Raw genomic sequence first — 24,299 nt, 5'->3', positions numbered from 1 at the left:
GTCGGCCCGGGCGCCGCAGGGATCAGGGCGCGGCCGACCGGGCCCGGGCCCGGCATCGCGCCGGGCGTCACGAACCCGAGGACGGTCCGCACGGCACGCCCTAGCCTTGGGGGATGCTGCGTGACGTGTTCGACGAGGACGCCGAGCTCTACGACCGCGCCCGCCCCGGCTACCCGCCCGCCCTGGTCGAGGCCTTGATCACCGGGGCGGGGCTCTCCCCGGCCGCGCACGTCCTGGAGGTGGGCCCGGGAACGGGACAGCTGACCGTGCCCCTGGCCCGGGCCGGACTGCGGATCACCGCGGTCGAACTGGGGCCGTCCCTGGCGGCGGTGGCCCGGCGCAATCTACGGCCGTTCCCCGATGCCCGCGTCGAGGTCGCCGCCTTCGAGGACTGGAGCCCCCCGCCCGGCCACGCCTTCGAACTGGCGGTGTGCGCCACCGCCTTCCACTGGATCGACCCCGCCGTCCGCGTGTCCAGGACGACCGCCGCCCTCGCCCCCGGCGGCACCCTCGCCCTGGTCACCACCCACCACGTCGCCGGCGGTTCCGCGGACTTCTTCGAGCGGGTCCAGCGCTGCTACGAACGCTGGGACCCCGACACCCCGCCCGGCCTGCGCCTGTCCGACGAGAGCACGGTGACCTCCGACACCGCCGAACTCGAGACCTGCGACCGCCTCGGGCCCGTCGAGATCCGGCGCTTCCCCCAGGAGATCACCTGCACGACCGCCTCCTATCTCGATGTCCTGCGCACCTACTCCAACCACCGGGCCCTGCCCGCGCCCGCCCTCGCCGGTCTCCTCGACTGCGTCGCCGAACTGATCGACAACCGGCACGGGGGCAGCGTCACCAAGCGGTACCTGCACGAGCTGATCACGACCCGGCGCGTGGCTCCCTAGGGGCGCCGCTCCGCAGGGCGCCGCGCCTCCCTCCGGCGGACCGCGCGCCTCCGGTCACCGCGGAACCGCGTCGTCGTCGCCGTCGTGCCCGCCGCGGCGCGGCAGGGCGGCCGACCGCGGAACGCGACCGGCGCCCGCGATCGTCACCCGCGTCCGGCACCCGCGGCTCACTCCTCGAACGCGGTGCCCCGCGCGGTCTTCTCCCAGGCCGCGATCTCCGCGCGCTGCGCGTCCAGGTGACCGAGGACGGCGTCCACCCCGTCGTCGCCGAGCGGCAGCCGCAACGGAGTGTGCTCGTCGGCGAGGGCGGCCAGGACCGCGGCCACGCCCTTCGCCGGGTCGCCCGGCTGAGCACCGTCACCGGCGGCCACCGCCCGCCGGGTCGGGCCGACCGTGTCCGCGTAGTCGGCGATCTCCTCGCTCACGCCGGCCGCGCCCATCAGGTTCGTACGGAACGCTCCCGGCTCCACGATCAGTACCTTGATGTCGAGCGGCCCCACCTCGCCCGCCAGCGCGTCGGAGAAGCCCTCCAGCGCGAACTTCGTGCCGCAGTACGCGGCGAACCCCGGGTACGACATCTGCCCGCCCATGCTGCTCATCTGGACGATCGCCCCCGAGCGCCGCTCCCGCATGTGCGGCAGCACGGCCCGCACCAGTGCGGCGGGCCCGAAGAAGTGCAGGTCGAAAAGGGACCGCAGTTCCGCGTCCGTGGTCTCCTCGGCGGCACCGACATGGGTGCGGCCCGCGTTGTTGACCAGCACGTCGATCCGCCCGTGCCGTTCGACGACGTCGGCCACGACGGATCCGACGCCCGCCGGGTCCGTCACGTCGAGGGCGAGCGCCTCGACCTGATCGGGGTGGGCCGCCACCAGACCGGCCAGCGCCTCGGGCCTGCGGGCCGTGGCCACCACGACGTCGCCCTGTCCGACGGCGGCCTCGGTGAACGCCCGGCCGAATCCGCTGCCCGCACCCGTGACCAGCCATACCTTGCTCATGTCCGACTCCCCGGTCGTCTCCGCGCACGGTGTCGTGCTTCCGATACGTCGAGCCTCGCCCCGAGTCCCCTCGCCCGTCCAAGACCCTTCGTGATAACCAAGGGTTATGGCCATGGACGTTCACGGGCGGGACCTGCGCTACTTCGTCGCCGTCGCCGAAGAACTGCACTTCACCCGCGCCGCCGAGCGCCTCTTCGTCTCCCAGCCCGCCCTCAGCAAGCAGATCCGCGCGCTGGAGCGGCGGTTGGGCGCGGAACTCTTCGAACGGGACCACCAGGGCGTGCGGTTGACCGTGGTGGGCGCGGCCCTGCTGCCCCACGCGCGCCGGGTCCTCGCGGAGTGGGCCGGCGCCGCCGAGGCCGTGGAGCGCGCCAAGGCCGAGCAACTGGCGACCCTGGTGGTCGGCATGAGCACCAGCCCGGGTCGGGGTGGACTGCTGCCGGCCATCAGGTCCCGGTTCGGCGAGGCCTGTCCGGCGGCCAGGATCGAACTGCGGCAGGTGAGCTGGGCGGACTCGAGCGCCGGACTCGCGGACGGTTCGGTGGACGTCGCGTTCGTCTGGCTGCCGATGCCGGACCAGGAGCGCTACGCGTGGGTGGTGGTGGCCGAGGAGCCGCGCCATGTCGCGCTGCCGGACACCCATGTCCTCGCGGACCGTGCGGAGATCGACTTCGCGGACCTCCTCGGCGAACCGTTCATCGCGATCCCCGAGTCCGCCGGAGTGCTGCGTGCCTACTGGCTCGCCCTCGACGACCGCGCGGGGCGCCCGCCCCGGATCGGCGCCGAGGCCGCCAACGCCGACGAGACCTACGAGGCCCTCGTGGACGGCCGTGGGGTCTGTCTGCTCGCCGCGGGGAACGCGCCGCTGCTCACCCGGGGCGGTGTCGTGACCCGTCCGGTGCGCGGCATCGCGCCGAGCAGACTGGCGCTCGCCTGGCGCGCCGACGACCGGCGCCCGCTCGTCCGGGCCTACGCCGAGGCGGGCCGTCTCGCCTCGGGGCGCCGTCCCGGCCGGCCCGTGAGCCCCGCGGCGGACGACGGGTCCCGTCCGTCCCGTTGACCTCGTCGTAGTACGCGCTTACTTTTTCGGCGGCAACGTTCGTAATCGCAGATAATGTTCGGCATACCGGACGGACGGTCACCGCATGAGCCGTATCAACCGCGTGAATCCCATCAGCCGCGGAAAACCCACCAGTCGTGTGAGTCGCACCAGTCGTCCGAGCCCCGGGGGCGAGGGCGGGGATCGGACAGGTCGTCGCGCCCACGCCACCTGCGCGGCCCGTACCGTCGGCCCCGCCCCCTCCCTCGCTCCCGCCCACTCCGTCCGCCGCGCTTCCGGCCTGCGCGCCGACCACTCCGGCCCACCCACCCGCACGGTACGGCGCACCGCGGGACGGGTGTGGGCCTTCCTGGTCGCCCTCTGTCTGGCGTTCAGCGGGGGAATGCTCGCCGCAGGGCCCGCCCGGGCGGCGGCCCGGACGATCACCAACGGCACCCAGTTCACCGATGCCTCGGGCGCCGCGCTGCACGCGCACGGCGGCGGAGTCCTCAAGGTGGGCAGCTACTACTACTGGTTCGGTGAGAACCGCAACGCCGACAACACCTTCAGGTATGTCGACGCCTACCGCTCCGCCGACCTGAAGAACTGGGAGTTCCGCAATCACGTCCTGACGCAGTCGAGCGCGACCGAACTCGGCACGGCCTACATCGAACGGCCCAAGGTCGTGTACAACGCGTCCACCGGCAAGTTCGTCATGTGGATGCACAAGGAGAACGGCGTCGACTACAGCGAGGCGCGTGCCGCCGTCGCCGTGTCGGACACGGTGGACGGCGCCTACGCCTACCGGGGCAGCTTCCAGCCGCTCGGCCAGTACATGTCCCGCGACCTGACGACCTTCGTCGACACCGACGGCACCGGCTACATGGTCTCCGCCGCCCGCGAGAACTACGACCTCCAGATCTACCGGCTCACCGCGGACTACACCGGCGTCGCGGCCCTGGTCGCCGACCCCTGGCACGGCGGCCACCGCGAGGCGCCCGCGCTCTTCAAGAGGGGCGGCGTCTACTTCATGCTGACGTCGGCCGCCACCGGCTGGAGCGCCAACCAGCAGCAGTACGCCACCGCCACCTCCCTCGCCGGCCCCTGGACCGCGATGACGAACGTCGGCGACTCCACGGCGTACGGCTCGCAGACCGCGTACGTCCTTCCCGTGCAGGGGACTTCGGGCACCTCGTACCTCTACATGGGCGACCGCTGGGGCGACTCCTTCGGAGGTGCGGTCGACGACTCCCGGTACGTCTGGCTGCCGCTCTCCTTCCCGACGACGACCACGATGTCCCTGTCCTGGTCCCCCGAGGTCACCGTCGACACGACCGCCGGGACCGTCGCCGGAACGAGCGCCACCTACGAGACCCTGACGGCCCGCCACTCCGCCAAGTGCGCCGACGTGCCCAACCAGTCGCTGTGGCAGGGGGTCGCACTCGCCCAGTACACCTGCAACGGCGGGGGGAACCAGAAATTCTGGTTCAAGCCCCTCGGTGGCGGCTCCTACGAGCTGATGGGCCGTGGAAGTTCCCTGTGTCTGACCGAGGGTGCCACCGGCGTCACCCAGGAGGACTGCGCGGGAACGACCGCGCAGCAGTGGTCGGTCACGGCCTCGGGCGGCTACGTGCTCCTGAAGGCCAAGGCGTCCGGCGAGTGCCTGGACGTGAACGGCGCGTCGACCGCCAACTCCGCGGCCCTCATCACGTACACCTGCAACGGAGGCGCCAACCAGCAGTGGACACGCGGCACCTGATCGCCCGCTGGGGTCGTCGGCGTCCGGCCGTCGGCTGATGCGAGGGTGCGGGTGGCTCGCGAAGTGAACGGCCGCCCCCCCTTTTCCCGAAAGTGCTTTCGAGAAAAGGGGGGGCGGCCGGTGATTCTCATCCGGCCAGGGACTAGAAAGCGCTTGCCGAGAACGGGTACCGTCCTGCCGCCAGGTCCTTTCGTCCTGCCGGAGGAGCCGCCCATGAGACGCCTCACGATCGCCGTGCCGCTGCTGGCCGTGGTGGCCGTCGGCGCGCTGTCGGCAGGCCCGGCCCAGGCGCGTGCCGGACGGCCCGTCCCGGCGGCGGAGAACTGCACGGCGACCGCCTGTCACTTCGACGTCCCGCCGGGCACGTACGACGTCACCGTGGTGCTCGGCGGCGACACCGCCGCCAGTACGTCCATCGGCGGTGAGACCCGACGCTCGCTGCTCCCCGAGACCGTGACCGGGGCGGGCCGGCCCGTGAGGCGCGGCTTCACGGTCGACGTGCGGACCCCCGAAGGCGAGCCGACCGGTCCCGAGGGCACCCCCGGCCTGGACCTCGTCATCGCAGGATCGGCCCCCGCGGTGGCCGGCATCCGGGTGACCCCGGCCGAGTTCCGGGTGGTCGGGGCCGCCCGGCCGGGTGACCGGCGCCCGGGCACCCGGCAGGTCCTCCTGGTCGGCGACTCGACCGTGTGCGACCAGCCCGGCGACCCGTACTCCGGATGGGGCCAGCAACTGCCGCAGTACTTCCGTCGCGGCCTCTCGGTCGCCAACTACGCCGACTCGGGGGAGAGTACGGTCAGCTACCTCGCGACTCCCGCCCTCTTCCCGGCCGTCCGGTCGCTGATCCGTGAACACGACCTGGTGCTCATCCAGTTGGCCCACAACGACAAGACGACCGACGAGGCGACCTACCGCTCGAACCTCCGGACACTCGTCGCGGGCGTCCGTGCCCAGGGCGGCCGGCCCGTCCTCGTCACGCCGGTCGTCCGCCGCTGGTTCAACGCGGACGGCACCCTGGACAACGGCACCGCGCTGCTGGTGAACGGCCTGGGCGTGGACCATCCGGCCGTCATCCGCTCGGTCGCCGCCGCCGAGCACGTGCCGCTCGTCGACCTCACGGCGAGGACCAAGGCCCTCGTCGAGTCGCTCGGTGTCGAGGGTTCCAAGGCGCTGTACCTGTACGACGAGAAGCGGGACAACACCCACACCTCGGCCCGCGGCGCCACGGCGTACGCGGCCCTGGTGCGGGACGAACTCCTCGCCCTGCACCTGGTCCCCAGGGCCCTGGTGCGGGTGGGATGAGCCCCTGGGGCGTTCCGACCGGAACCGGAGCGCCCCAGGTACCCGCCCCGACCACCAGGGATGCCGGGCCGCCCACTCGCCGTCGCGGACGCAGGGTCCGTCCGACGTGCTCCCGCGGCGAGACGCCCGGCACGGCGAAGACAGGAGCCCATGTGACGTCCGCCGATCCCGGCAGGCCTGCCGACCCCGTCGAGCCTGCCGAGCTCTTCGAGCCCTCCGACCCGGTCATGGTCCCCGCCTCCTTTGCACCCCCCGTGTCCTACGCGCTCGGCGAGTCCTCCGCGGCGCCTTCCTGGGATCGTGCCCGGAGTCCGTACACCGGCTGCACGCGCGCCCATTGGGAGGCCGTCGCCGACTCCCTGCTCGCCGCGGTCACGCCGTACGCCACCGCCGGGGGAGCCCTCTACGACCTCCCCGGCAGGCACACGAGCGCGTCCGGCAGGCTCTCCGACGGGCTGGAGGGCTACGCCCGTACGCTGCTGACGGCCGCGTTCCGCCGTGACGAGAACGTCCTGGAGCGCTACGCGGAAGGGCTCGACGCCGGAACGGCGGGCGTCTGGCCCCGAATCGAGGACCGCGGCCAGCCGCTCGTCGAGGCCGCGTCGATCGCGCTCTCCCTGCGGCTGACCCGGCCGCTGCTGTGGGACCGCCTGGACGACGGCGTACGGCAACGGGCCGCAGAGTGGCTCGGCGACGCTCTGACCGCCGAACCCTGGCCCTGCAACTGGGAGTTGTTCCCCGTCACGGTCGGCGGCTTCCTCCAGGAGATCGGACACGAGCCCGAGGCCTCACGCGCCGCGATCGACCGCGGCCTGGAGCGCATCGAGCAGTGGTACCTCGGCGACGGCTGGTACACCGACGGCCACGGGCGCAAGTTCGACCACTACAACGGCTGGGCGATGCACCTCTACCCGGTGCTGCACGCCTGGCTCGCGGACGACACCCGGCTGCTCGACCTGTACGCCGGCCGTCTGGAGTCCCATCTCGCCGACTACGCCCGCCTGTTCGGCGGCGACGGCGCGCCGATGCCGCAGGGCCGCTCCCTCACCTACCGTTTCGCGACCACCGCCCCCCTGTGGCTCGGCGCGCTCACCGGCCGTACGCCCCTGTCCCCGGGCGAGACCCGCCGCCTCGCCTCGGGCGCCCTGCGCCACTTCCTCGACCGGGGCGCGGTGGACGAGAACGGCCTGCTCACCCTCGGCTGGCACGGCCCCGACGAGACGATCCTGCAGAGGTATTCGGGACCCGCCTCGCCGTACTGGGCGGGCAAGGCCTTCATCGGCCTGCTGCTGCCCCCGGACCACGAGGTCTGGACGGCCACGGAGCAACCCGGCCCGGCGGAACGCGCCGACGCCGTCACCCCGGTCGGGCCGCCCAACTGGCTGCTCCAGTCGACACGTTCGGACGGAGTGGTCCGTCTCCACAACCACGGCAGCGAGGACGTCCGTTACGACCCGTACTACACGCGGCTCGCCTATTCGACGGTGACGCGGCCCTCACCGTCGTACGACAACAGCGTGATCGTGGGCGGCGACGCGAGCCGTTCGGGGATCGAGCCGCTGGGGGTCGGCGAGGGCTGGGCGGCGTCCCGGCACACCGTCTCGCAGGGCGTCTCGGCCGTCTGCCTCGTCGTCGCGCGGGGTGCCGCGGAAGTGCGCGCCCAGCTCGTGTCGGGTGCCGCGCCCGGGACGTCGGTACGGGTCACGGGCTGGGCCGGGCGGGACGGTGCCCGCTCCGAAGTCCTGCCCGTGTACGGCCTGTCGGGAACGGATGACGGCGTCACCGGCGTCGCGGGAGCCGCCCCCACCCTCTTCGTCGCCCTCGTCCGCCTCACCGCCGAGCCGGAACCCCGGCCGCTCACGGAGCTGGTGTCCGTCCGGGTGACGGCGGGCGGGGACGGGGAGCCGGGCGGGTACGAGATGACGGTGACCTGGGCCCAGGGAGGCACGGAGAGCTTCCGGTTCGGCGGTGCGACCGGTGCCGCCGGTTCCGTCGCCCGGGTGGACGCGCCCTCGGGACCGTGATCGCCGGGGAGTCGTTGCCGGCCCCCGCGCCCGCCTCCGGGGTGAGGCGCCCGCCGCCTCACCCCGGGCCTGGGGGCCGGCTACCGCGGGCCGACGGTCGCGAAGACTCCCGTGGCGGCCGTTCCGTCCGGCCAGGTCCACCCGGCGACGAGGTGCCCGGACGACTTCGACGCGGTCTCCACCGGACGCGGGACGTGGTGCACCCGAACGTCGAGTCCCTCGCCGGGGCCGGTCCCCCGCACGGTGACCGTCGGGTCGACGGTGCCGCTCCTGCTCTGGTGCTGAGGGATCGCCTCCCCGCTCAGGAGGGCACGCAACTGAGCCGTCACCACCGGATCGTGAACGCCGTCGTAGATCCACCGGGTGCCGAGCACACCGTGTTCGGAGGTGCCGATCAGCGCCTCGGCGGCAACGTCCTCCAGAGGCGCACCGCGGTAGCTCATCGGCACCAGGTACGCCACCGGCTCCTCGCCCTTGGCGTCCACCACGACCATGAACTCGATCCCGACCGCGCCCTGCGGATCGTCCAGCCGGAACCCGCCGGCCTTGACCAGCTCGGGCGTGCCCGCGTCGCCCGCGTACCAGCTCTGCTTGGGCAGCCAGCCCGTGAGCAGCTCCAGTTTCGTAGGGGTCATGGTGGTGCGGTGGACAGTTGCCACGCGAGCTCCCGCAGGTGTGTGGGTCCGGGCCCGTCCTTCCTTCGACGGGCGTGATCGAATTTATCGGAGGGGGAGGGGCCGAGGGTTCCGTCGTGGCCGCCCGCGAGAGGACGAGCGCGCGGTCCCGTTCGGCGCCCGCGCGGTGAAGCGCGAGCCGGAGCCCCCGGGTGGCGGCGATTCCTCCGGGAATCCGTAGAGTCGGGGGTGAGGCGGAAACGGGTTCCGTCGGGGGAGGGGCGTGCCATGGGCGGGTCGGACCAGCGCCGGGCCGGCAGCGGCCCGGTCGACGCGGAGCGGATGATCGCGGAGGCGCGGAAGGCGTTCTTCGTCATGTTCGGATTCCTCGCGGTCGTCTGGCTGGTGCAACTGGCCAACTACGCGGACCACTACGCCCTCTCGCGGGACTACGGGGTGGTGTCCGGCGACCTCGGCACCCTGCCCGACATCCTCAGCGCGCCGTTCCTGCACTGGAGTTGGGCGCACATCGAGAGCAACTCCGGACCGTTGTTCGTCTTCGGGTTCCTCGCCGCCTACCGGGGCGTGGCCCGTTTCCTCGGACTGAGCCTGCTGGTGGCGACGACCAGTGGGCTGGCGGTGTGGTTCCTCGAAAGGGGCAGTGTCGAGACGGTGGGCGCCAGCGGCCTGATCTTCGGGTACTTCGGCTATGTCGTGGTCCGCGGGATCTTCGACCGGCATCTGATCGACACGCTGATCGGTGTCGTGATGGCCGCCTCCTTCGCCTACATGCTCACGGTCGCCGTGCCCGGGACACCGGGGGTGAGCTGGCTCGGACACCTCGGCGGTCTGATCGGCGGCCTGCTCGGCGCCTGGCTGTTCCGCGACAGGCGGTCCCGGCCCGTCCGGGCCGCCGCCTCTTCCGGTGCCACGGACGCGACCGCTCGCCGCGCTCCGGGGGCAGCCGTCGACAACCCGCGCGCGGACCTCCACAAGGAACTCGGCGACCTGGGCCTTCTCTAGTCCGGTCGGTCGCGGTGGGCGGGCCCTGGTCTCAGGTGTGCCTGCCCCGGTACCCGCCGCTGCCGGGCGGCGGGGTGGGCGCCTGCGGCGGTGCCTCCGGTGCGAGCTGTCCCGTCTGCCCCCTGGCGACGCACGTCATCACGTATCCGGTCCATAGAAGTTCGAGGAAGCTGCCGACGCCGAGCCACCAGAGGACGGCCGAGATCAGCCGGGTGGAGAGCGCCGATTCCACGAAGAACGCGGTGAACAGGGCCGAGACGAGGAAGTTGAGCATCAGCAGCGGCCACCCGGAGTCCGTCCGGGGCCTGTTGAACCTCACCCAGGCCGTCCGTGGGGTGTGCGAGGGATGCGGGCTGAGCCGGCGCTTGAACCCGCCCGTGGAAGATCGCTGCGTCATGGGGTGATGGAACAGCCGGGAACCACGTTCACGCAAGCCTGTTCGACGAGCCGCCGGCATGGCCCGGCGGGTCTCGACCGGGGTCGCGAACACCAGGTCCGACCGGCTGAGAAGAGGTACGGGTCCGGCGGCGGTTCGCCGGTGACCGAACCGTTCCGCCGTTAGCGTTCCCTCATGACCCGAGCGCGGGGACGGGACCCGGGCGGCGACCTTTCGGACCGTGAACTCGCCCCGTGGTAACGGTAATCCGTGCGTTTCGCCGATGCCCGTGAGGAAGATGCCATGAGTTCCGCCGCCACGCGTTTCGCCGAGCTCCACCAGGGCGACACCCCGCTCCTCCTGCCCAACGCCTGGGACCACGCCTCCGCGCTGGCTCTCGCCCGGCAGGGCTTCGAGGCGGTCGGGACCACGAGCCTCGGTGTCGCCGCGGCCGCCGGGCTGCCCGACGGCGCGGCGGCGACCCGGGACCTGACGCTCCGGCTCGCCCGGCGACTGGGCTCGGGGAGCTTCCTGCTGTCGGTGGACGCCGAGGACGGGTTCGGCCAGGACCCGGACGAGGTCGCCGTACTGGCGCGCGAGCTGGCCGACGCAGGGGCCGTCGGCATCAACCTCGAGGACGGCCTCGGGCCCGTGGGGCCGCACGCGGCGAAGATCGCGGCCGTCAAGGCGGCGGTGCCCGGGCTCTTCGTGAACGCCCGGACCGACACGTACTGGCTCGGCGACGGCGGGCACGCCGAGACCTGCCGTCGCCTCGACGCCTACGCGCAGGCGGGGGCGGACGGCGTGTTCGTCCCCGGGCTGAGCGACCCGGCCCGTATCGCCGACCTGGTGAAGAGTTTCGACGTGCCGCTCAACGTCCTCTACTCACCGCTGGGCCCGACCTTCCCCCAGCTCGGCGACCTCGGTGTCCGCCGGGTCAGCCTCGGGTCCCTGCTGTACCGGCGCGCGCTGGGCGCCGCGCTGGACACGGCCCGGGACGTCCGGGCCGGACGGCCGGTGCGGGGCGGCGCGCCGGACTACGCGGAGGTCCAGGCGCTCAGCGACGGGCGCGGCGACATCTGAGAGCACCGGGACGGCCCGGCGTCGCCCCGAGGTCCCTGGCGGCTCCGGTGGGCTCCGGCCGGTCCGGAGGGTGGCCGCCGGGATCCGCCGCATCCGCGTGGTCCCGGGCCCCTTGCGCGTTCGTACGTTCATCCGCACGGTTCCCCGATCGCCGTTCGGCGTCCCGAGGGGAACGCGGTCACGGGGTGCGATGGTCGGACGAGCTGCCGAATCCAATTCGGCGTGAAGGGGAAGGGTGGCCGTCATGGATGAACTTGATTCGGCGATCGTGGACCACCTTCAGCGCGACGCGCGGCAGACCAACCGGGAGCTGGCCCGCAAGCTCGGCATCGCCCCGTCGACGTGTCTGGAGCGCGTGCGGGGCCTGCGCAACCGCGGGGTGATCACCGGCTATCACGCGACGGTCGACCTGGGCGCGCTCGGCCGGCCCGTGCAGGCGCTGCTGTCCGTGCGGGTGCGGCCCTCGAGCCGCGAGGCCGTCGAGGGCTTCCAGCGGTACGCGGCCGGACTCCCCGAGGTCCTGTCGGTCTTCGTCGTCGTCGGCGGGGAGGACGTCGTCGTCCATGTCGCCGTTCCGGACGTCGACCGGCTGCACTCCTTCCTGCTCGACCGCCTCGGCGAGCGACGCGAGGTCTCCGGCTACCGCAGCTCGGTGATCCATCAGCACCTGGTCAACCCGGTGGCGAGCCCGTCCGGAACCGCGGGCGCGCCGTGAGGGCCGCGGGTCAGCCGTGGTCCGCGTCGTCGGCGCGGGGCCAGTGCTCCAGGGCCACGTGCAGGGCGTCCAGCGCGCGCCTCCAGGACGTCTCCACGTCGCGCGGGGCCCCGAATCCGCCGATCGCCTCCAGGTTGCAGTAACCGTGGAACGTGCTGCGCAACAGGCGTACGGCGTCGGTGAGGTCGGGCTCGGCCAGCCCGTAGGCGCGGAGCATGCCGTAGGTGACCTCGGCGGTGACCTCCGCGGTGCGGCGGTAGGCGGGGGTCCCGGAGACGAGGTCCGGGTCGAGCTGCGTGTGGGTGGCCCGGTAGCGGCCGGGCCGCTCCAGCGCGTACGCGCGATAGGCGTCGGCGAACGCCACGAGCGCGTCCTTGCCCGCCCGTCCGGCCACGGCGGTGGCGATCCTGTCGATCATCTCGCCGGAGGCGAGCAGCGCGACGCGTTCGCGCAGCTCCCGCGCGTTCCTCACGTGCGCGTACATGCTCGCGTCCTTCACACCGAACTGCCGGGCCAGGGCCGACACGGTGACGTTCTCGAAGCCGATCTCGTCCGCGAGATCGGCGGCGGCCCGTACGACCCGCTCGGTCGTGAGCCCGGCACGAGCCATGGGGACCACCTTTGCGCCATAGAGCTTTTCCTGGAGGATTCAGGCAGAACCCTAGTCCCGGTGGGCCGCGGACTCCGCGGAAGTCCAGACGCAACGGACATCCGGCCGGTCAACTACCGCACGGACTAGGTCATTTGACCGTTCCAGGTCGCCCCGCGATCACGAGCACGCCGCATGCCGTTCATGCTCCGCACCGAATCTCCTGATGACGCGCCCGCAGGGGCGGGGCGGGACTCAGGAGGCGGTCATGGGGCACACGCACGGACACGAGCACGGGCATCACCATCACCACCATCACGGCCACGAGGAGACGGGTGCCCCGCTGCCCGCCGCTCTCGACACCTCCGTGCCCGACGAGGAACTCACTCCCGAGCAGCGGTCGCGCCGCTCCCTGCTGCGCCGCGCGGGGCTGCTCGGCGCGGGACTCGCCGCCGGCGGCGTCCTCGCGCAGGGGGCCGCCGCCCCCGCGTACGCCGCCACGAACGGCCGGAGACGAAACGGCTTCCTGTGGCTGGCGGGCGACCACCACATCCACACCCAGTACAGCAGCGACGGCAAGTACCGCGTCGGCGACCAGGTCCGGCAGGGGGCCGCGCACGGCCTCGACTGGATGGTCATCACCGACCACGGCAGCGAGACGCACGCCAAGATCGGTGTGGACAAGGTCAACCCGGACATCCGGGAAGCCCGGGACGCCTACGAGGACACGCTCGTCTTCCAGGGCCTCGAATGGAACATCCCCGCCGCCGAGCACGGCACGGTGTTCGTCCACCCGGGCCGCAACGAGGTGGCGGTCCTCAAACAGTTCGAGACCGACTACGACGGCAGCGTCAAGGGCGCCTCCGACCCGACCGCCGCCAACGAGGCGTTGGCCCTCGCGGGCCTCGACTTCCTCGCGCGGCAGGTGGAACGGCGCAAGGTGAAGGACGCCCTCATGCTCGCCAACCACCCGGCGCGGCGCGGCGTCGACTCGCCGCACGAGATCCGCGGCTGGCGCGACGCGACCGCCCCCGGCCGGCAGATCGCCGTCGGCTTCGAGGGCGCCCCGGGCCACCAGGCCGCCGGTCTCGCCGCGCCGCTGGGCATGGGCCGGGCCCGGGGCATCTACGACAACAGCCCGAGCGCCGCCTCCTTCGCCGGGTACCCGCTGGAGAGCTACCGCACCTGGGGCGGCTTCGACTGGATGACCGCCACCGTCGGCGGCCTGTGGGACAGCCTGCTCGCCGAGGGCAAGCCCTGGTGGATCACCGCCAACTCCGACTCCCACCAGGTGTACACGGACACCGCCGTACGCGGCGGACCCGACGGCGACTTCACCGCCAACGGCAGGCACACCGACCCGGTGTACGGCGGCAAGGTCGACCTCACGCAGGGCGACTACTGGCCCGGCCAGTACAGCCGTACGCACGTCGGCTCCGACGGGTTCTCCTACGCCGCGGTCATGGACGGCATCCGCGCCGGACGGGTGTGGGTCGACCACGGGCAGCTCATCAGCGGTCTCGACGCGCGCGTCACGGGCGGCGGACGCTGGGCCACCCTCGGCGGCGCGCTGCACGTGCGCAAGGGCACCCGGGTCACGCTCACCGTCGACCTGGGGCTGGCCGGCGGACCCAACTGGGCCGGATTCCTGCCGAAGCTGGCGCGCGTCGACGTCATCCAGGGCGATGTGACGGGTCCGGCCGCGGACCGGGACACGATCACCGCTCCCACCACGCGGGTCACCCGTTCCTACGAGGTGAACAAGTCGGCCGGCACGGTCCGCCTCGCCTACGACCTCGGTGCCGTCGACCGCCCCGTGTACGTCCGGCTGCGGGGCACCGACGGCAACCGCTCCGCCGTCGGCCTGCGGGGCGCCGCGGTCGACCCGGCGGGTCCCGCCGTGGACGTCGTCGGTGACGCGGACCCGTGGAAGGACCTGTGGTTCTACTCCAACCCGGTGTGGGTCCTCCCGTCGTGAGCGGTCGGTACGTCGTCGGTGTCGACACCGGTCACCCGGGCACCCTGCGGGAGGCCGACCACCTGCTGCGCACGCTGGCCGCCGAACTCGGCCTCGGTGAAGACGTGTTGGGCTGCACCCATCACGTACGTGACGGGCGGCGGCCGCACACGGCGCTGTCCCTCGCCGTGCCGTCGCAGCGCGCGGCCCGCGCGGTTCGGCAGCGGCTCACCGGGCCGGAGGCCGGGACCCTCCTCGGTCCCGCCGTCGTCCTCGGTGTCGCCTTCGGCGGCGAGCGCCACGGGCCCGACGAGCTCGCGGCCGGAGCCGCCCACGCCGTCGCCGAGCACACCGCCGGTACGGGGGGCCGCGCCGTCCTGTACCCGGGGGCCGGCGCCGTCACCGGTGTCATGACCGTCGCGCGGTTGCTGGACGTCTCCGGGGTGGACCGGATCACCGTGCTCGGATCGTCCGAAGATCCCTCTCCGCAAAAGGAGTTGATCACGCGCGGTCATGTGCGTCCGGAGTTCCGCGACGGCCGTCTCGTCCTCGCGGCGATGCCGGCCGTCGGCGGAACGCTCGTCCCCTTCGAGGTGCCGGACCCGACACCCTGCTGCGCGGACCACTGAGTCCGCCCGGCGGGCACCCGGACCGCGGCCGGACGGCTCCTCCGCCGTCCGGCCGCACCGGGTGAGAGCCGGGTGCGGGCGGGTCAGTCCCGGGTCTCGGAGAAGACGAACGAGAACTCCGCCGGATCGGCGCACAGTTGGTACTGGGGAAGGGCGCCGGGGCCGCACGACTGCGAACCGATGCCCTGCTGGCCGTGGTCGAGGTTGACCCAGACCGTGTCACCGGCGCGCAGGTCCGAGAGGTGGTCCGCGGCGTCCAGCTGCTCGGTGGTCCAGCGGCGCGCGGTGAACCAGAAGGCCGGATCGCCCTCGATCAGCAGGCCGCCGATCCCGGCCCGACGGACGTCGGCCCGGGCGCCGTTCTCCTGAGGACGCACGTACGGCGTCTGCATCGCGTCGACCGTCGACTCCCAACGGCCGATCACGGACGCCGACCTGGTGTCCGGGTACCCCTCGCCGGGTCCGCCGCCGAACCAGGACACCCGGTCCGCGCCGCCCGGGAGTCCGAACCGCACCCCGAGCCGCGGCAACGGCAGCCGCCAGTCGCCCTCCGGTGCCACGGACACCGTCAGCCGCAGCCGGGTGCCGTCCGACGTCCACCGGTACACCGTGCGCAGGCCCACCTCCCGGGCCGCGGGCGCCACCCGGGTGCGTACCGTCAGGGCGTCGTCGCCCGGTTCCACCCCGTCCAGCCGGTGCCGCATCCGGTGCAGGCCCAGCTCGCGCCACAGCAGGCCGTGGCGTGCGTCCGGCTGCCAGCTCGCACCGTCGTCGTTGTCGGTCGGGGCACGCCACACGTCCAGCCGGAGCCCGGTGATCCCGACCCCTCCGACGCTCAGCAGGGCGCCGGTGCGGGCGTCGAAGACACCCGGCCCGAGGGTGATCACCCGACCGCCCGGCACCGCGCCGACGGACGGGGTGAGACGTGGCGGCACCCGTTCGGCCACCGGGAGTTGGGCCCAGGCGACGACATGGCCGCGCGGCCCCCAGGCGGTCTCCTCGGCGAGCACCGCCCGGACCGTCCAGTGCGTCTCCGCGTTCCCGGTGTCCGCCGCCGGCGGCGCGGGCAGCTTGACCTCGGCCGACCGGCCCGGGGTGAGCGCGGGCACCGTGAGCGGACCCGTCTCGACGGTCTCGCCGTCCACCTGGTACGACCACTCGAAGGCGAGGGCGGAGAGATCCGCGAAGTCGTACCCGTTGGTCACCCGCACGGTGCCGTCCGAGGCCGTACCCGGTCCGCGCGACGGCGGGGAGGGCTCCCCGCCGTCGAGGTGCACCGGCTCGATCACCTTCTTGTACTCGACGAGCCCGGGGGACGGCGTCCGGTCCGGGAAGAGCAGCCCGTCGCAGACGAAGTTCCCGTCGTGCAGCTCCTCCCCGAAGTCACCGCCGTACGCGAATCCGTACCGCTCGTCCTCGACGCCGTGGTCGATCCACTCCCAGACGAAGCCGCCCTGGAGACGGTCGTACGAGGCGAACAGGCGCTGGTAGTCCGCGAGGCCGCCGGGGCCGTTGCCCATGGCGTGCCCGTACTCGCAGAGGATGAAGGGGAGTCGGCGTCGTTCGAGGGTGCCGCCGTCCTGGCGCCGGCCGATCCTCTCGACCTCGGCGTGCGGGGCGTACATCCGTGAATAGACGTCCGTGTCACGGCAGTCGAGGTCGCCCTCGTAGTGCAGGAGGCGGGAGTCGTCGCGGGCCCTGATCCATTCGGCCATGGCGGCGAGACCGCGCCCGGTACCGGCCTCGTTGCCCAGGGACCAGATGACGACGGAGGGGTGGTTCTTGTCGCGTTCGACGGTGCGCGCCGCCCGGTCGAGCAGCGCGGGCGTCCAGCGGGGGTCGTCGCAGGGGTTGTCGCGCCAGGCCTGTTCGGTGAATCCGTGCGTCTCCAGGTCGCACTCGTCGATGACCCACAGGCCGTACTCGTCGCACAGGTCGAGGAAGGCGGGGTGCGGCGGGTAGTGCGAGGTGCGGACGGCGTTGATGTTGTGCCGCTTCATCAGCAGGACGTCCGCGAGCATGGTCTCCGGGTCGAGTGCGCGGCCCTTCCGCGGGTGCCACTCGTGCCGGTTGACGCCCTTGAAGAGGACCGCCCTGCCGTTGACCTTGATCAGCCCGTCCTCGAGCGCGACGGTGCGGAACCCGACGCGCAGCGGGACGCGTTCGCCCTCCGTGACCAGTTCGCCGTCGTACAGCCGGGGAGTCTCGGCCGTCCACGGCAGGACCGGCACCGTGACCGCGGTGCCGGTCCCGACATCGATGTCCAGAGCGGGCACGAGCACCCGCCCGTCGACGTCGGAGTCGACGCGCAGGGTCCCCAGGCCCTCGTGGTGGTCGTAGGAGGCGTGCACGAAGAAGTCGAGCGCGCTGCCCGCCGGGCGGTGCAGCAGGGTGACGTCACGGAAGATGCCCGGCAGCCACCACTGGTCCTGGTCCTCCAGGTAGGAGCCCGCCGACCACTGGTGCACCCGGACCGCGAGCACGTTGCCGCCCGGCCTCAGCAGATGACCCACGGCGAACTCGTGCGGCAGCCGTGACCCCTTGAACTCGCCGAGGTCCGTGCCGTTCAGCCAGACCCGGGCGCACGACTCGACACCGTCGAAACGCAGGACCGCGCCGCCGCCCGCCGGCCAGTCCGGCGGCAGGTCGAAGCGGCGCAGATGGTCGCCGGTCGGGTTCTCCGTCGGCACGCGCGGCGGATCGACCGGGAAGGGGTAGAGGTGGTTGGTGTAGATCGGCGAGCCGTGTCCTTGCAGCACCCAGTGGCCGGGCACCTGGATCTCGGCCCAGTCCCCGGCGTCGTACCTCTCGGCCGCGAAGGAGTCGTCCCGGGCGTCGGCGGTGGGCGAGAGCCGGAAGGCCCACCCGCCGTTCAGGGAGAGGGACCTGGCGTCGGAGGACGGGTACCAGGCGCGCGGCGGCAGGGCGCCGTTGCCCGGGGAGACGTCCTCGATGTAGTCGGGAGCGGTGGCGGAGGCGGGAGAGGCCGGAGGTCCGGGGGAGGTGCGGAAAGACATGCGTCTCCTAGTCAGCCCTTGATGCCGGTCTGCGCGATTCCCTGGACCAGCCAGCGCTGGAGGAAGAGGAACACGAACACCAGGGGCAGGATGGAAATGGCCGTGGCCATGAAGATCAGATGGAAGTTGACGGTCTGGTTCGTCATGTACGAGGAGAGCGCGACCTGGACCGTCCAGGCGTCGGGGTCCTGGCCGATGACCAGCGGCCACAGGAAGGCGTTCCAGCCGCTGATGAAGGTGATGGTCGCGATCGCCGCGAAGAAGTTCAGGGAGTTGGGGACGACGATGCGCCAGTACGCGCCCCAGTAGCCGAGCCCGTCCATGCGCGCCGCCTCCTCCAGCTCCTTGGGGAACCCCAAGAAGTACTGCCGGAAGAGGAAGCACGTGAAACCGCTGAAAAGACCCGGAATGATGAGACCGCGAAGACTGTCCACCCAGCCGAGCGACGAGACGAGCACGAAGCTCGGCACGAAGGTCACGGCGGAGGGGACCATCAGGGTGACGAGCACCCCGTAGAAGATCTTGTCGGCGTGGCGGTACGGGATCCGCGCCAGGCCGTAGCCGGCTAGCGAGCAGACCAGCAGGGTGCCGATGGTGTGCAGGACACCGACGACGGCGGAGTTCCACAGGGAGCGCGCGAACGGCACGGTCGGGTCGTCGAACAGCTCCGCGATGTTGCCCCACTTGAGGTCGGTGGGGAAGAACTGCCAGTTCTCGCCGGTGATTTCCGCGTCCGTGGACAGCGCGTTGCGGACGAGGAGGTAGAAGGGGACGAGGAACAGCAGACCGGCGACGCCCGTGGCGGCGTACAGACCCGTGCTGCCGAGCGCGCCACGCGGACCGTTTCCGCGTCCGCGTCTCCGCGGCGGGGCGGCGTGGGCCTTTCGGCCCTCCGTGACGTTGGTCATCCGGCGTCCTCCCCGCGTCCGAAGCCCATGAACCTGCCCTGGAGCAGGGTCACCCCGCAGATCAGCAGGGTGAGGATGACCGCGCCCGCGCTGCCCGCGCCGTAGTCCTGGGCCTGGCCGAGCGCCGTGTAGTACAGCTCGACGAGCGGCGGGCGGCCCCAGGTGGTCTTCGACAGCAGGTTGAAGAACTCGTCGAAGGCCTGGTAGGCGGCCACGAGGAGCAGCAGGATCACGGCCGTCGAGGTGGCGCGCAACTGCGGCAGGGTGATGTGGCGGAAGGTCTGCCAGCCGGGCCTGGCACCGTCGATCGCTGCGGCCTCGTAGAGCTCCGGCGGGATGTTCTGCAGGGCGGCCAGGAAGAGGATCATGTAGAAGCCGGCCTGGAGCCACAGGCGCGCGGTCAGGATGACCAGCCAGTACCAGGGCGGATCGGGGTCGGCCAGCCAGGCGATGTTCTCGATCCCGAACCAGCCGAGGACGGTGTTCATCAGACCGAAGCGGACCCCGCTGAAGATGGACATCTTCCAGATCAGCGAGGCGGCGACGTAACTGCACGCGGTCGGCAGGAAGAACACCGACCGGAAGAACGCCCGCATGAACCGCAGCCGGTTCACCAGCAGCGCGAGGCCGAGCGAGACCGCCCAGGTCAGCGGGACGACGAACGCGGCGAACACGGTGAAGGTGACCAGCGCCCCGGTGAACTTGCCGTTCTCCAGCATCTGCCGGTAGTTGTCGAAGCCGACGAACTTGTCGGGGGTGACCGTGAAGCGTGCCTCGAAGAAGCTCAGCCACAGACTCCAGCCGATCGGCACGTAGACGAAGACGACCAGGCCGATGAGGAAGGGGCCGGTGAAGAGCCAGAAACTGAGGGTGCTGCCGCCCCGCAGCCCCCGCCGCGGCCGGGCCGGTCGGGCCTCGGCGGGGGCGGGGCGCGAGACATCGCGCGGCGTGGTGATCGACATGTCGCAGCCCGTCCGTCGCGCTATCCGAAGAGCTTCTTGAGCTCGCGCTCGACGGTCACGTCCGCCTTGTCGAGCGCCGCCTCCGGGTCCCCGCCCTTGCGGACGGAGTCGGCGAAGACGTCCTCGAGGGCGGTGATCATGGACTGGGTCCAGCCGATGTTGTCGAAGTGCCCGTACTCGCCGAAGAGTTCGACGCCCTCGGCGGGCAGGCCCGACTTGAGCTTGTCGGCGGACGCGGCGAGCGAGGTGCGCGGCGGGATGTGGAAGCCGTACGACAGCGACCAGTCCTCCTGGTACTTCTTCTGCTCGATCCAGAGCCACTTGACGTACTCCTTGGCCAGGTCGACGTTCTTGCCCTTGGCGTTGACGAACATCGACCAGCCGCCGTTGTAGACGGAGGGCTTGCCGCCGTCGGTGACGATCGGGAAGGGGAAGACCCCGATGTCGTCGCCGAGCACCTTCTGCATCTGCGGCATGGCCCACATCCCGCAGAACTGCATGGCGCACAGGCCCTGGTTGAGGGCCGACGGGTCCCAGTAGTCGGCCGGGGCGTCCAGGAGCAGATGGCCGCTGGTGAAGAGCTTCCGCATCTTCTTCAGGCCCTCCTTGACCCCCTCGGTGTGGTAGGCGATCTTGTTGCCGCTGTCGAGGGTGTCGGCGCCCGCCGACCAGATCATCGGGTTGATCACCGCGTGCAGGTCGTTGCCGATGAACAGGCCCTTGACCTTGCCGGTGGTCAACTTGGCCGCGGCCTCGATGAGTTCGTCGAGGGTGGTCGGCACCTTGACGCCGGCCTTCTCCAGCAGCGAGGGCCGGTAGAAGAAGAACTGCGGGTCGTCGATCATCCGGACGCCGTATATCTTCCCGTCGACCGTGTGCGAGGCGATGTCGGCCGGGTTGAAGTCGTTCTTGACCGGATCGACGAGGTCGCTCAGATCCGCCACCTGGCCGCTCTTGACGAGCTGGATCTGCGGGTGGAACTCGAAGACGTCCGGCGCGTTCTTGGTGAGCAGCGAGGCGAACAGCTTGCTCTCGAAGTCGCTGCCGGTGATCCACTGCGTGGTCACCTGGGCCTCGTCGTAGGCCTTCGCGTACTTCTTGATGGCCTGCTCGGTGCCGGCCTCTCCGTAGGCGTGGAAGTACTGGACCAGTTCCTTGCCCGAACCGCCGCCTCCGGAGCGCCCGTTGTTGCTGCCGCACGCGGCCAGCGGCCCGAGGGCGGCGAGTCCGGCGGCGGCCCGGAGTACGGATCGACGGTCCCAGTTGCTGCTCATTGCCGACATGGTGACGTCCTTGTCCTGGATGCGGTCTGAGTGCGGCTGCGGCTCGAATTCGCGGTGCGGTGCGGGACGTTAACCTTCCGCTAAGGCTTCGGCAAGGGGTTGGACGAAGTCGGTGCGAAGCGTTGTCGGGGGTTCGGGATACCGGACGCGGGGGAGGCGTGGTGCACGGGCCGGGAGAGCGGGTGGAGTCAACTCAAGTCAAGGCGGGTCTATTTGGGGACGTCGAGTCTCGGCTGTCCAGGGCGCGACCGCGTCCGGGCGGACCGCGCCGTCGCGAGAGCGGCGCACTTGTGGCGAGCCGGTGCGTCTGCTGTGCGCGGGCCGGCGCACCTCCCGTGCCGGAGGTGGCGCACCCGTCATGCGGGCGGGGCGGTGCGGCTTCTCGTGGGTGCGGACCGCTTGGCGGGGCGCTGGCCGACCGACTGGAGCGCCCCTTCGAGGGCGAACGTCGCGGCGCCGAGGCAGACCGGGTCGGTCGGGATGGGGGACAGGACGATCTCGGTCGCCGCGAGCGGCCGCCGGAGCGCGTGCCGGGCGACCGCCTCGCGGACCTCGCGCAGCAGCGGTTCGCCGAGGGTGGCCGCGACCCAGCTGCTCAGCACGACCACCTCGGGGTTGAGCAGGTTCACCAGGTCGGAGATCCCGGCGCCGAGGTAACGGGCGGTGTCGCGTACGACTTTGAGGGCCACCGGATCCCCCGCGGCCACGCCCGCAGCGAGCGCGTCGACGGTGGCGGTCTGGTCCTCCGGGTGCAGCAGCGGGCTCCCGGGGCTCAACTCCCGCAGATTCAGCATGATTCCGGGGGCCCCGACATACGTCTCCACGCAGCCGTGGTTGCCGCAGTGGCACAGCCGGCCGTCCAGGACGAGGGTGGTGTGACCCCATTCGCCGGCGCTGTTGCTGACACCGCGGTGCAACCCGCCGCCGAGCGCGAGACCGGCACCCACGCCCGTGCCCAGATTGACCACCACCGCGTCACCGCGTCCCCGGGCCGCGCCGAACCACAGCTCGGCCACGGTGCAGGCGCGCAGCGGGTTGTCGAGGTGCAGGGGGTAGGGGATGTGCTCCGCGAGCAGATCCAGCAACGGCACGTCGTGCCAGTCCCAGTTGGGCGCGTACTCCGAGATCCCGGTGTCACGGTCCACCTGGCCGGGGACGCTGACGCCCGCACCGAGGACGCGCGCGCCCTCGACCCCGGCCTGTGCGACCACCGAGCCCACGGCGGCGGCGACGTGCCCGACGACCTGTTCGGGGCGGCTCTCGCCGGGGCGCATGTCCTCGTCGGCGCGAGCGAGCACGTTCAGGGCCAGATCGAACAGCTCGACGCGGACGTAGGTCTCCGCGATGTCGACGCCGATGAGGGCGCCCCCCGACGCGTTGACCGCGACCAGCCCCCGGGGCCGGCCACCCGCGGAGTCCTCGAACCCGACCTCGGTCAGCATCCGCAGGTCGAGCAGCTCACCGACGAGCGTGGCCACCGTGGCCAGGCTGAGCCCGGTCGCCGCGGCCAACTCCTGCCGGGAGGTGGGAGATTCGGCGATGATCTGGCGGAGCACCTCGTACCGGTTCGCGGTGCGGATGTCGCGTGATGTGCCGCGCTTCATGGGGCTCCCCTCGCCTGCGCGCACCCGTCGCCGGGCACGTGGGCCGACCGCTTCCTCGGGCCGGGGTCCGGGCGCGCCCCGGGACGGCGCGGCGTGATCGCGTCCCTGGTCCGGGCTGCGGCCCGGTGCCGGGGCGAGGCCCGACGACCCCGGTGCGGCGCAAGGCTATGGCCTGGGAAGGGCTTTCGACAAGGGGTTAGGAAAGGGGCTGGAGGAAGTCCCCCACGAAGGCGTTGGTGAACGTCCGGGCAGGGTCGAGCTCGTCGGCCAGCGCACGGAACTCGGCCAGCCGCGGGGACCGTTCGCGCAGGACCGCCGGGGGCACGGTGAACACCTTGCCCCAGTGCGGCCGGGGCCCGAACGGATCCAGTGCCTCTTCCACCAGGCGCACCACCGGCAGCACGGCCTCCGTGTCCGCCACCCAGGTGAAGTGCAGGGCCACGGTGTCCCGTCCGTACGCCGGACTCAGCCACTGGCGGTCGGCGGCCACGGTCCGCACCTCGCAGATCTGCAGCAATGGTGCGATCCGGTCACGGATCGCGTCCAGGGCGTGCAGCGCGTCCAGGGCGTCCGAGCGGTCCAGCAGGTACTCGGACTGCAGCTCGGCCCCGCTGCTCGGGGTGAACTCGGCCCGGAAGTGCGGCAGCCGCTCGTGCCAGGGGCCCGGGACGCCGAGCTGCTGGGTGCAGTTGCGCGCGGGCATGCCCGGGACCGGGTGCATGGCCTCGGTCGCGGGTGCCGCCCACGGGAAGTCGGGCTCCGGCCGGTCGGTGCGCCGCTTGAGCCACACCTGGCGGAAGCCGGGGCGCCCCCAGTCGGTGAACAGGCTGACGCTGTACGCCGAGGCCGCGACCGTTTCGAAGTCCAGCCCCTCCAGGGGGAGTTCGGTGAACACGTGCTGGCTCACCTCGAAGTCCGGCTCCAGGTCGAGGGTGAGCGCGGTGACCACGCCCAGTGCGCCCAGCGAGGTCACGGCGCCGTCGAAGCGCCGGTCGTCCCGGCCGATCGTCAGGGCCGAACCGTCCGCGGTGATCAGCTCGACCTCCCGCACGGCGGCGGCGAGCGACCCGTTCGTGACGCCGGAGCCATGGGTGCCGGTGGCGACCGAGCCCGCCACCGAGATGTGTGGCAGCGAGGCCATGTTGTGCAGCGCGAACCCGTGCTCGTGCACCCGGCGGGCCAGCTCGGCGTACCGGACTCCGCCCGAGACCCGTACCGTACGGGCCGCCGTGTCGACGTCCACCGTGGGCGGCAGGGCGGTCAGTGACAGCAGGACGCCGTCGGCGCCCGGTTCGGCGATCTCGTTGAACGAGTGCCCGCTGCCCAGCACGCGCACGCGGGAGCTGCCCGCGACCAGCGCGCCGAGCTCGCCGAGGGAGGAGGGCCGGTGCAGTTCCTCGGCCCGGTACGTGATGTTGCCGGCCCAGTTGGTCAGGGTGCGGGTCATCCCTGTCGTCCCTCCCCGGGAGTCGTCGTGCGTGATCCGTGCGATGACCACCCGGGGACCGTACCCCGCCGGTCCGC

20 protein-coding genes are annotated in these 24,299 nt (G+C 72.1%); 10 read left to right on the top strand and 10 right to left on the bottom strand.

Going from position 1 to position 24,299, the window contains the following annotated elements; all coding sequences use genetic code 11:
* Positions 1 to 113: 113 nt before the first annotated feature.
* A complete protein-coding gene (locus ACFYW7_RS16065) occupies positions 114 to 896 on the top strand; it encodes a class I SAM-dependent methyltransferase (RefSeq protein WP_389502405.1) in 783 nt (260 codons plus the stop codon).
* 167 nt (positions 897 to 1,063) lie between these two features.
* Here ACFYW7_RS16065 and ACFYW7_RS16060 read toward each other — a convergent pair whose 3' ends face one another.
* Entirely contained in the window at positions 1,064 to 1,891 is an 828-nt protein-coding gene (locus tag ACFYW7_RS16060) for an oxidoreductase (protein ID WP_389502403.1), read from the bottom strand.
* A gap of 106 nt (positions 1,892 to 1,997) precedes the next feature.
* Here ACFYW7_RS16060 and ACFYW7_RS16055 point away from each other — a divergent pair, with 106 nt between their 5' ends.
* The 4 genes from ACFYW7_RS16055 to ACFYW7_RS16040 all read left to right on the top strand — a co-directional run bounded on the left by ACFYW7_RS16055 (position 1,998) and on the right by ACFYW7_RS16040 (position 8,015).
* The gene (locus tag ACFYW7_RS16055) at positions 1,998 to 2,951 is read left to right on the top strand and encodes a LysR family transcriptional regulator (RefSeq protein ID WP_389502400.1); all 954 of its coding nucleotides are present in this window, start codon (positions 1,998 to 2,000) and stop codon (positions 2,949 to 2,951) included.
* A gap of 382 nt (positions 2,952 to 3,333) precedes the next feature.
* Positions 3,334 to 4,689, top strand: coding sequence for an RICIN domain-containing protein (locus tag ACFYW7_RS16050; protein WP_389502741.1), 1,356 nt, complete (start codon positions 3,334 to 3,336; stop codon positions 4,687 to 4,689).
* A 213-nt stretch (positions 4,690 to 4,902) separates the two neighbouring features.
* A complete protein-coding gene (locus ACFYW7_RS16045) occupies positions 4,903 to 5,991 on the top strand; it encodes a rhamnogalacturonan acetylesterase (RefSeq protein ID WP_389502398.1) in 1,089 nt (362 codons plus the stop codon).
* A gap of 227 nt (positions 5,992 to 6,218) precedes the next feature.
* The gene (locus ACFYW7_RS16040; protein WP_389502740.1) at positions 6,219 to 8,015 is read left to right on the top strand and encodes a DUF2264 domain-containing protein; all 1,797 of its coding nucleotides are present in this window, start codon (positions 6,219 to 6,221) and stop codon (positions 8,013 to 8,015) included.
* Between the two features lie 80 nt (positions 8,016 to 8,095).
* Here the strand turns inward: ACFYW7_RS16040 and ACFYW7_RS16035 are convergent, their stop codons facing one another.
* Positions 8,096 to 8,674, bottom strand: a complete 579-nt coding sequence (locus ACFYW7_RS16035) for a 1,4-alpha-glucan branching protein (protein WP_389502396.1) — start codon at positions 8,672 to 8,674, stop codon at positions 8,096 to 8,098.
* Positions 8,675 to 8,917: 243 nt separating this feature from the next.
* Between ACFYW7_RS16035 and ACFYW7_RS16030 the strand changes: the two genes are divergently transcribed.
* On the top strand, positions 8,918 to 9,652 hold the full coding sequence (locus ACFYW7_RS16030) for a rhomboid family intramembrane serine protease (protein WP_389502394.1): 735 nt from the start codon (positions 8,918 to 8,920) through the stop codon (positions 9,650 to 9,652).
* Between the two features lie 31 nt (positions 9,653 to 9,683).
* Here the strand turns inward: ACFYW7_RS16030 and ACFYW7_RS16025 are convergent, their stop codons facing one another.
* Complete coding sequence (locus ACFYW7_RS16025) at positions 9,684 to 10,049, bottom strand: hypothetical protein (RefSeq protein ID WP_389502392.1); 366 nt, start codon at positions 10,047 to 10,049, stop codon at positions 9,684 to 9,686.
* Positions 10,050 to 10,331: 282 nt separating this feature from the next.
* On the opposite strand from ACFYW7_RS16025, the gene ACFYW7_RS16020 reads away from it, so the two are divergent.
* Together ACFYW7_RS16020 and ACFYW7_RS16015 are read left to right on the top strand one after the other, a co-directional pair.
* On the top strand, positions 10,332 to 11,111 hold the full coding sequence (locus ACFYW7_RS16020; protein ID WP_389502390.1) for an isocitrate lyase/phosphoenolpyruvate mutase family protein: 780 nt from the start codon (positions 10,332 to 10,334) through the stop codon (positions 11,109 to 11,111).
* Positions 11,112 to 11,355: 244 nt separating this feature from the next.
* Positions 11,356 to 11,826 carry an Lrp/AsnC family transcriptional regulator gene (locus ACFYW7_RS16015; RefSeq protein ID WP_389502388.1) on the top strand — a complete coding sequence of 157 codons (471 nt, stop codon included), beginning with the start codon at positions 11,356 to 11,358 and terminating at the stop codon, positions 11,824 to 11,826.
* 10 nt (positions 11,827 to 11,836) lie between these two features.
* Here the strand turns inward: ACFYW7_RS16015 and ACFYW7_RS16010 are convergent, their stop codons facing one another.
* Positions 11,837 to 12,436 carry a TetR/AcrR family transcriptional regulator gene (locus tag ACFYW7_RS16010; protein ID WP_389502386.1) on the bottom strand — a complete coding sequence of 200 codons (600 nt, stop codon included), beginning with the start codon at positions 12,434 to 12,436 and terminating at the stop codon, positions 11,837 to 11,839.
* 247 nt (positions 12,437 to 12,683) lie between these two features.
* On the opposite strand from ACFYW7_RS16010, the gene ACFYW7_RS16005 reads away from it, so the two are divergent.
* Both ACFYW7_RS16005 and ACFYW7_RS16000 read left to right on the top strand, forming a co-directional pair.
* Positions 12,684 to 14,393 (top strand): PHP domain-containing protein, encoded by a 1,710-nt coding sequence (locus ACFYW7_RS16005; RefSeq protein WP_389502384.1) that lies wholly within the window; start codon positions 12,684 to 12,686, stop codon positions 14,391 to 14,393.
* A complete protein-coding gene (locus tag ACFYW7_RS16000; protein WP_389502382.1) occupies positions 14,390 to 15,001 on the top strand; it encodes a hypothetical protein in 612 nt (203 codons plus the stop codon). Before ACFYW7_RS16005 ends, ACFYW7_RS16000 begins: the two co-directional genes overlap by 4 nt.
* A gap of 83 nt (positions 15,002 to 15,084) precedes the next feature.
* On the opposite strand, the gene ACFYW7_RS15995 is transcribed toward ACFYW7_RS16000, so the two are convergent.
* From ACFYW7_RS15995 to ACFYW7_RS15970, 6 genes are all read right to left on the bottom strand, one after another.
* Positions 15,085 to 18,018 carry a glycoside hydrolase family 2 TIM barrel-domain containing protein gene (locus ACFYW7_RS15995; RefSeq protein ID WP_389502380.1) on the bottom strand — a complete coding sequence of 978 codons (2,934 nt, stop codon included), beginning with the start codon at positions 18,016 to 18,018 and terminating at the stop codon, positions 15,085 to 15,087.
* Positions 18,019 to 18,029: 11 nt separating this feature from the next.
* On the bottom strand, positions 18,030 to 18,926 hold the full coding sequence (locus tag ACFYW7_RS15990; protein ID WP_389502378.1) for a carbohydrate ABC transporter permease: 897 nt from the start codon (positions 18,924 to 18,926) through the stop codon (positions 18,030 to 18,032).
* The gene (locus ACFYW7_RS15985; protein WP_389502376.1) at positions 18,923 to 19,888 is read right to left on the bottom strand and encodes a carbohydrate ABC transporter permease; all 966 of its coding nucleotides are present in this window, start codon (positions 19,886 to 19,888) and stop codon (positions 18,923 to 18,925) included. The genes ACFYW7_RS15990 and ACFYW7_RS15985 overlap by 4 nt, the downstream gene beginning before the upstream one ends.
* 20 nt (positions 19,889 to 19,908) lie before the next feature.
* Positions 19,909 to 21,171 carry an ABC transporter substrate-binding protein gene (locus ACFYW7_RS15980; RefSeq protein ID WP_389502374.1) on the bottom strand — a complete coding sequence of 421 codons (1,263 nt, stop codon included), beginning with the start codon at positions 21,169 to 21,171 and terminating at the stop codon, positions 19,909 to 19,911.
* 356 nt (positions 21,172 to 21,527) lie between these two features.
* On the bottom strand, positions 21,528 to 22,775 hold the full coding sequence (locus ACFYW7_RS15975; protein ID WP_389502372.1) for an ROK family transcriptional regulator: 1,248 nt from the start codon (positions 22,773 to 22,775) through the stop codon (positions 21,528 to 21,530).
* 196 nt (positions 22,776 to 22,971) lie between these two features.
* Positions 22,972 to 24,222, bottom strand: a complete 1,251-nt coding sequence (locus ACFYW7_RS15970; protein WP_389502370.1) for an FAD-binding protein — start codon at positions 24,220 to 24,222, stop codon at positions 22,972 to 22,974.
* Positions 24,223 to 24,299 lie beyond the last annotated feature (77 nt).

It is taken from the genome of Streptomyces sp. NPDC002580, assembly GCF_042889485.1.
GTDB lineage: Bacteria > Actinomycetota > Actinomycetes > Streptomycetales > Streptomycetaceae > Streptomyces.
The sequence above is the reverse complement of the archived record's forward strand: the minus strand, read 5'-3'. Positions and strand labels throughout refer to the sequence as shown.

Bases quoted from the DNA above. Each gene is read 5' to 3' on its own strand.
- ACFYW7_RS16020 (WP_389502390.1), top strand. From the start codon at position 10,332: ATGAGTTCCGCCGCCACGCGTTTCGCCGAGCTCCACCAGGGCGACACC.
- ACFYW7_RS15975 (WP_389502372.1), bottom strand. From the start codon at position 22,775: ATGAAGCGCGGCACATCACGCGACATCCGCACCGCGAACCGGTACGAG.
- ACFYW7_RS15980 (WP_389502374.1), bottom strand. From the start codon at position 21,171: ATGTCGGCAATGAGCAGCAACTGGGACCGTCGATCCGTACTCCGGGCC.
- ACFYW7_RS16045 (WP_389502398.1), top strand. From the start codon at position 4,903: ATGAGACGCCTCACGATCGCCGTGCCGCTGCTGGCCGTGGTGGCCGTC.
- ACFYW7_RS16030 (WP_389502394.1), top strand. From the start codon at position 8,918: ATGGGCGGGTCGGACCAGCGCCGGGCCGGCAGCGGCCCGGTCGACGCG.
- ACFYW7_RS15985 (WP_389502376.1), bottom strand. From the start codon at position 19,888: ATGTCGATCACCACGCCGCGCGATGTCTCGCGCCCCGCCCCCGCCGAG.
- ACFYW7_RS16015 (WP_389502388.1), top strand. From the start codon at position 11,356: ATGGATGAACTTGATTCGGCGATCGTGGACCACCTTCAGCGCGACGCG.
- ACFYW7_RS15970 (WP_389502370.1), bottom strand. From the start codon at position 24,222: ATGACCCGCACCCTGACCAACTGGGCCGGCAACATCACGTACCGGGCC.
- ACFYW7_RS15995 (WP_389502380.1), bottom strand. From the start codon at position 18,018: ATGTCTTTCCGCACCTCCCCCGGACCTCCGGCCTCTCCCGCCTCCGCC.
- ACFYW7_RS16065 (WP_389502405.1), top strand. From the start codon at position 114: ATGCTGCGTGACGTGTTCGACGAGGACGCCGAGCTCTACGACCGCGCC.
- ACFYW7_RS16040 (WP_389502740.1), top strand. From the start codon at position 6,219: ATGGTCCCCGCCTCCTTTGCACCCCCCGTGTCCTACGCGCTCGGCGAG.
- ACFYW7_RS16050 (WP_389502741.1), top strand. From the start codon at position 3,334: ATGCTCGCCGCAGGGCCCGCCCGGGCGGCGGCCCGGACGATCACCAAC.
- ACFYW7_RS16005 (WP_389502384.1), top strand. From the start codon at position 12,684: ATGGGGCACACGCACGGACACGAGCACGGGCATCACCATCACCACCAT.
- ACFYW7_RS15990 (WP_389502378.1), bottom strand. From the start codon at position 18,926: ATGACCAACGTCACGGAGGGCCGAAAGGCCCACGCCGCCCCGCCGCGG.
- ACFYW7_RS16060 (WP_389502403.1), bottom strand. From the start codon at position 1,891: ATGAGCAAGGTATGGCTGGTCACGGGTGCGGGCAGCGGATTCGGCCGG.
- ACFYW7_RS16055 (WP_389502400.1), top strand. From the start codon at position 1,998: ATGGCCATGGACGTTCACGGGCGGGACCTGCGCTACTTCGTCGCCGTC.
- ACFYW7_RS16025 (WP_389502392.1), bottom strand. From the start codon at position 10,049: ATGACGCAGCGATCTTCCACGGGCGGGTTCAAGCGCCGGCTCAGCCCG.
- ACFYW7_RS16010 (WP_389502386.1), bottom strand. From the start codon at position 12,436: ATGGCTCGTGCCGGGCTCACGACCGAGCGGGTCGTACGGGCCGCCGCC.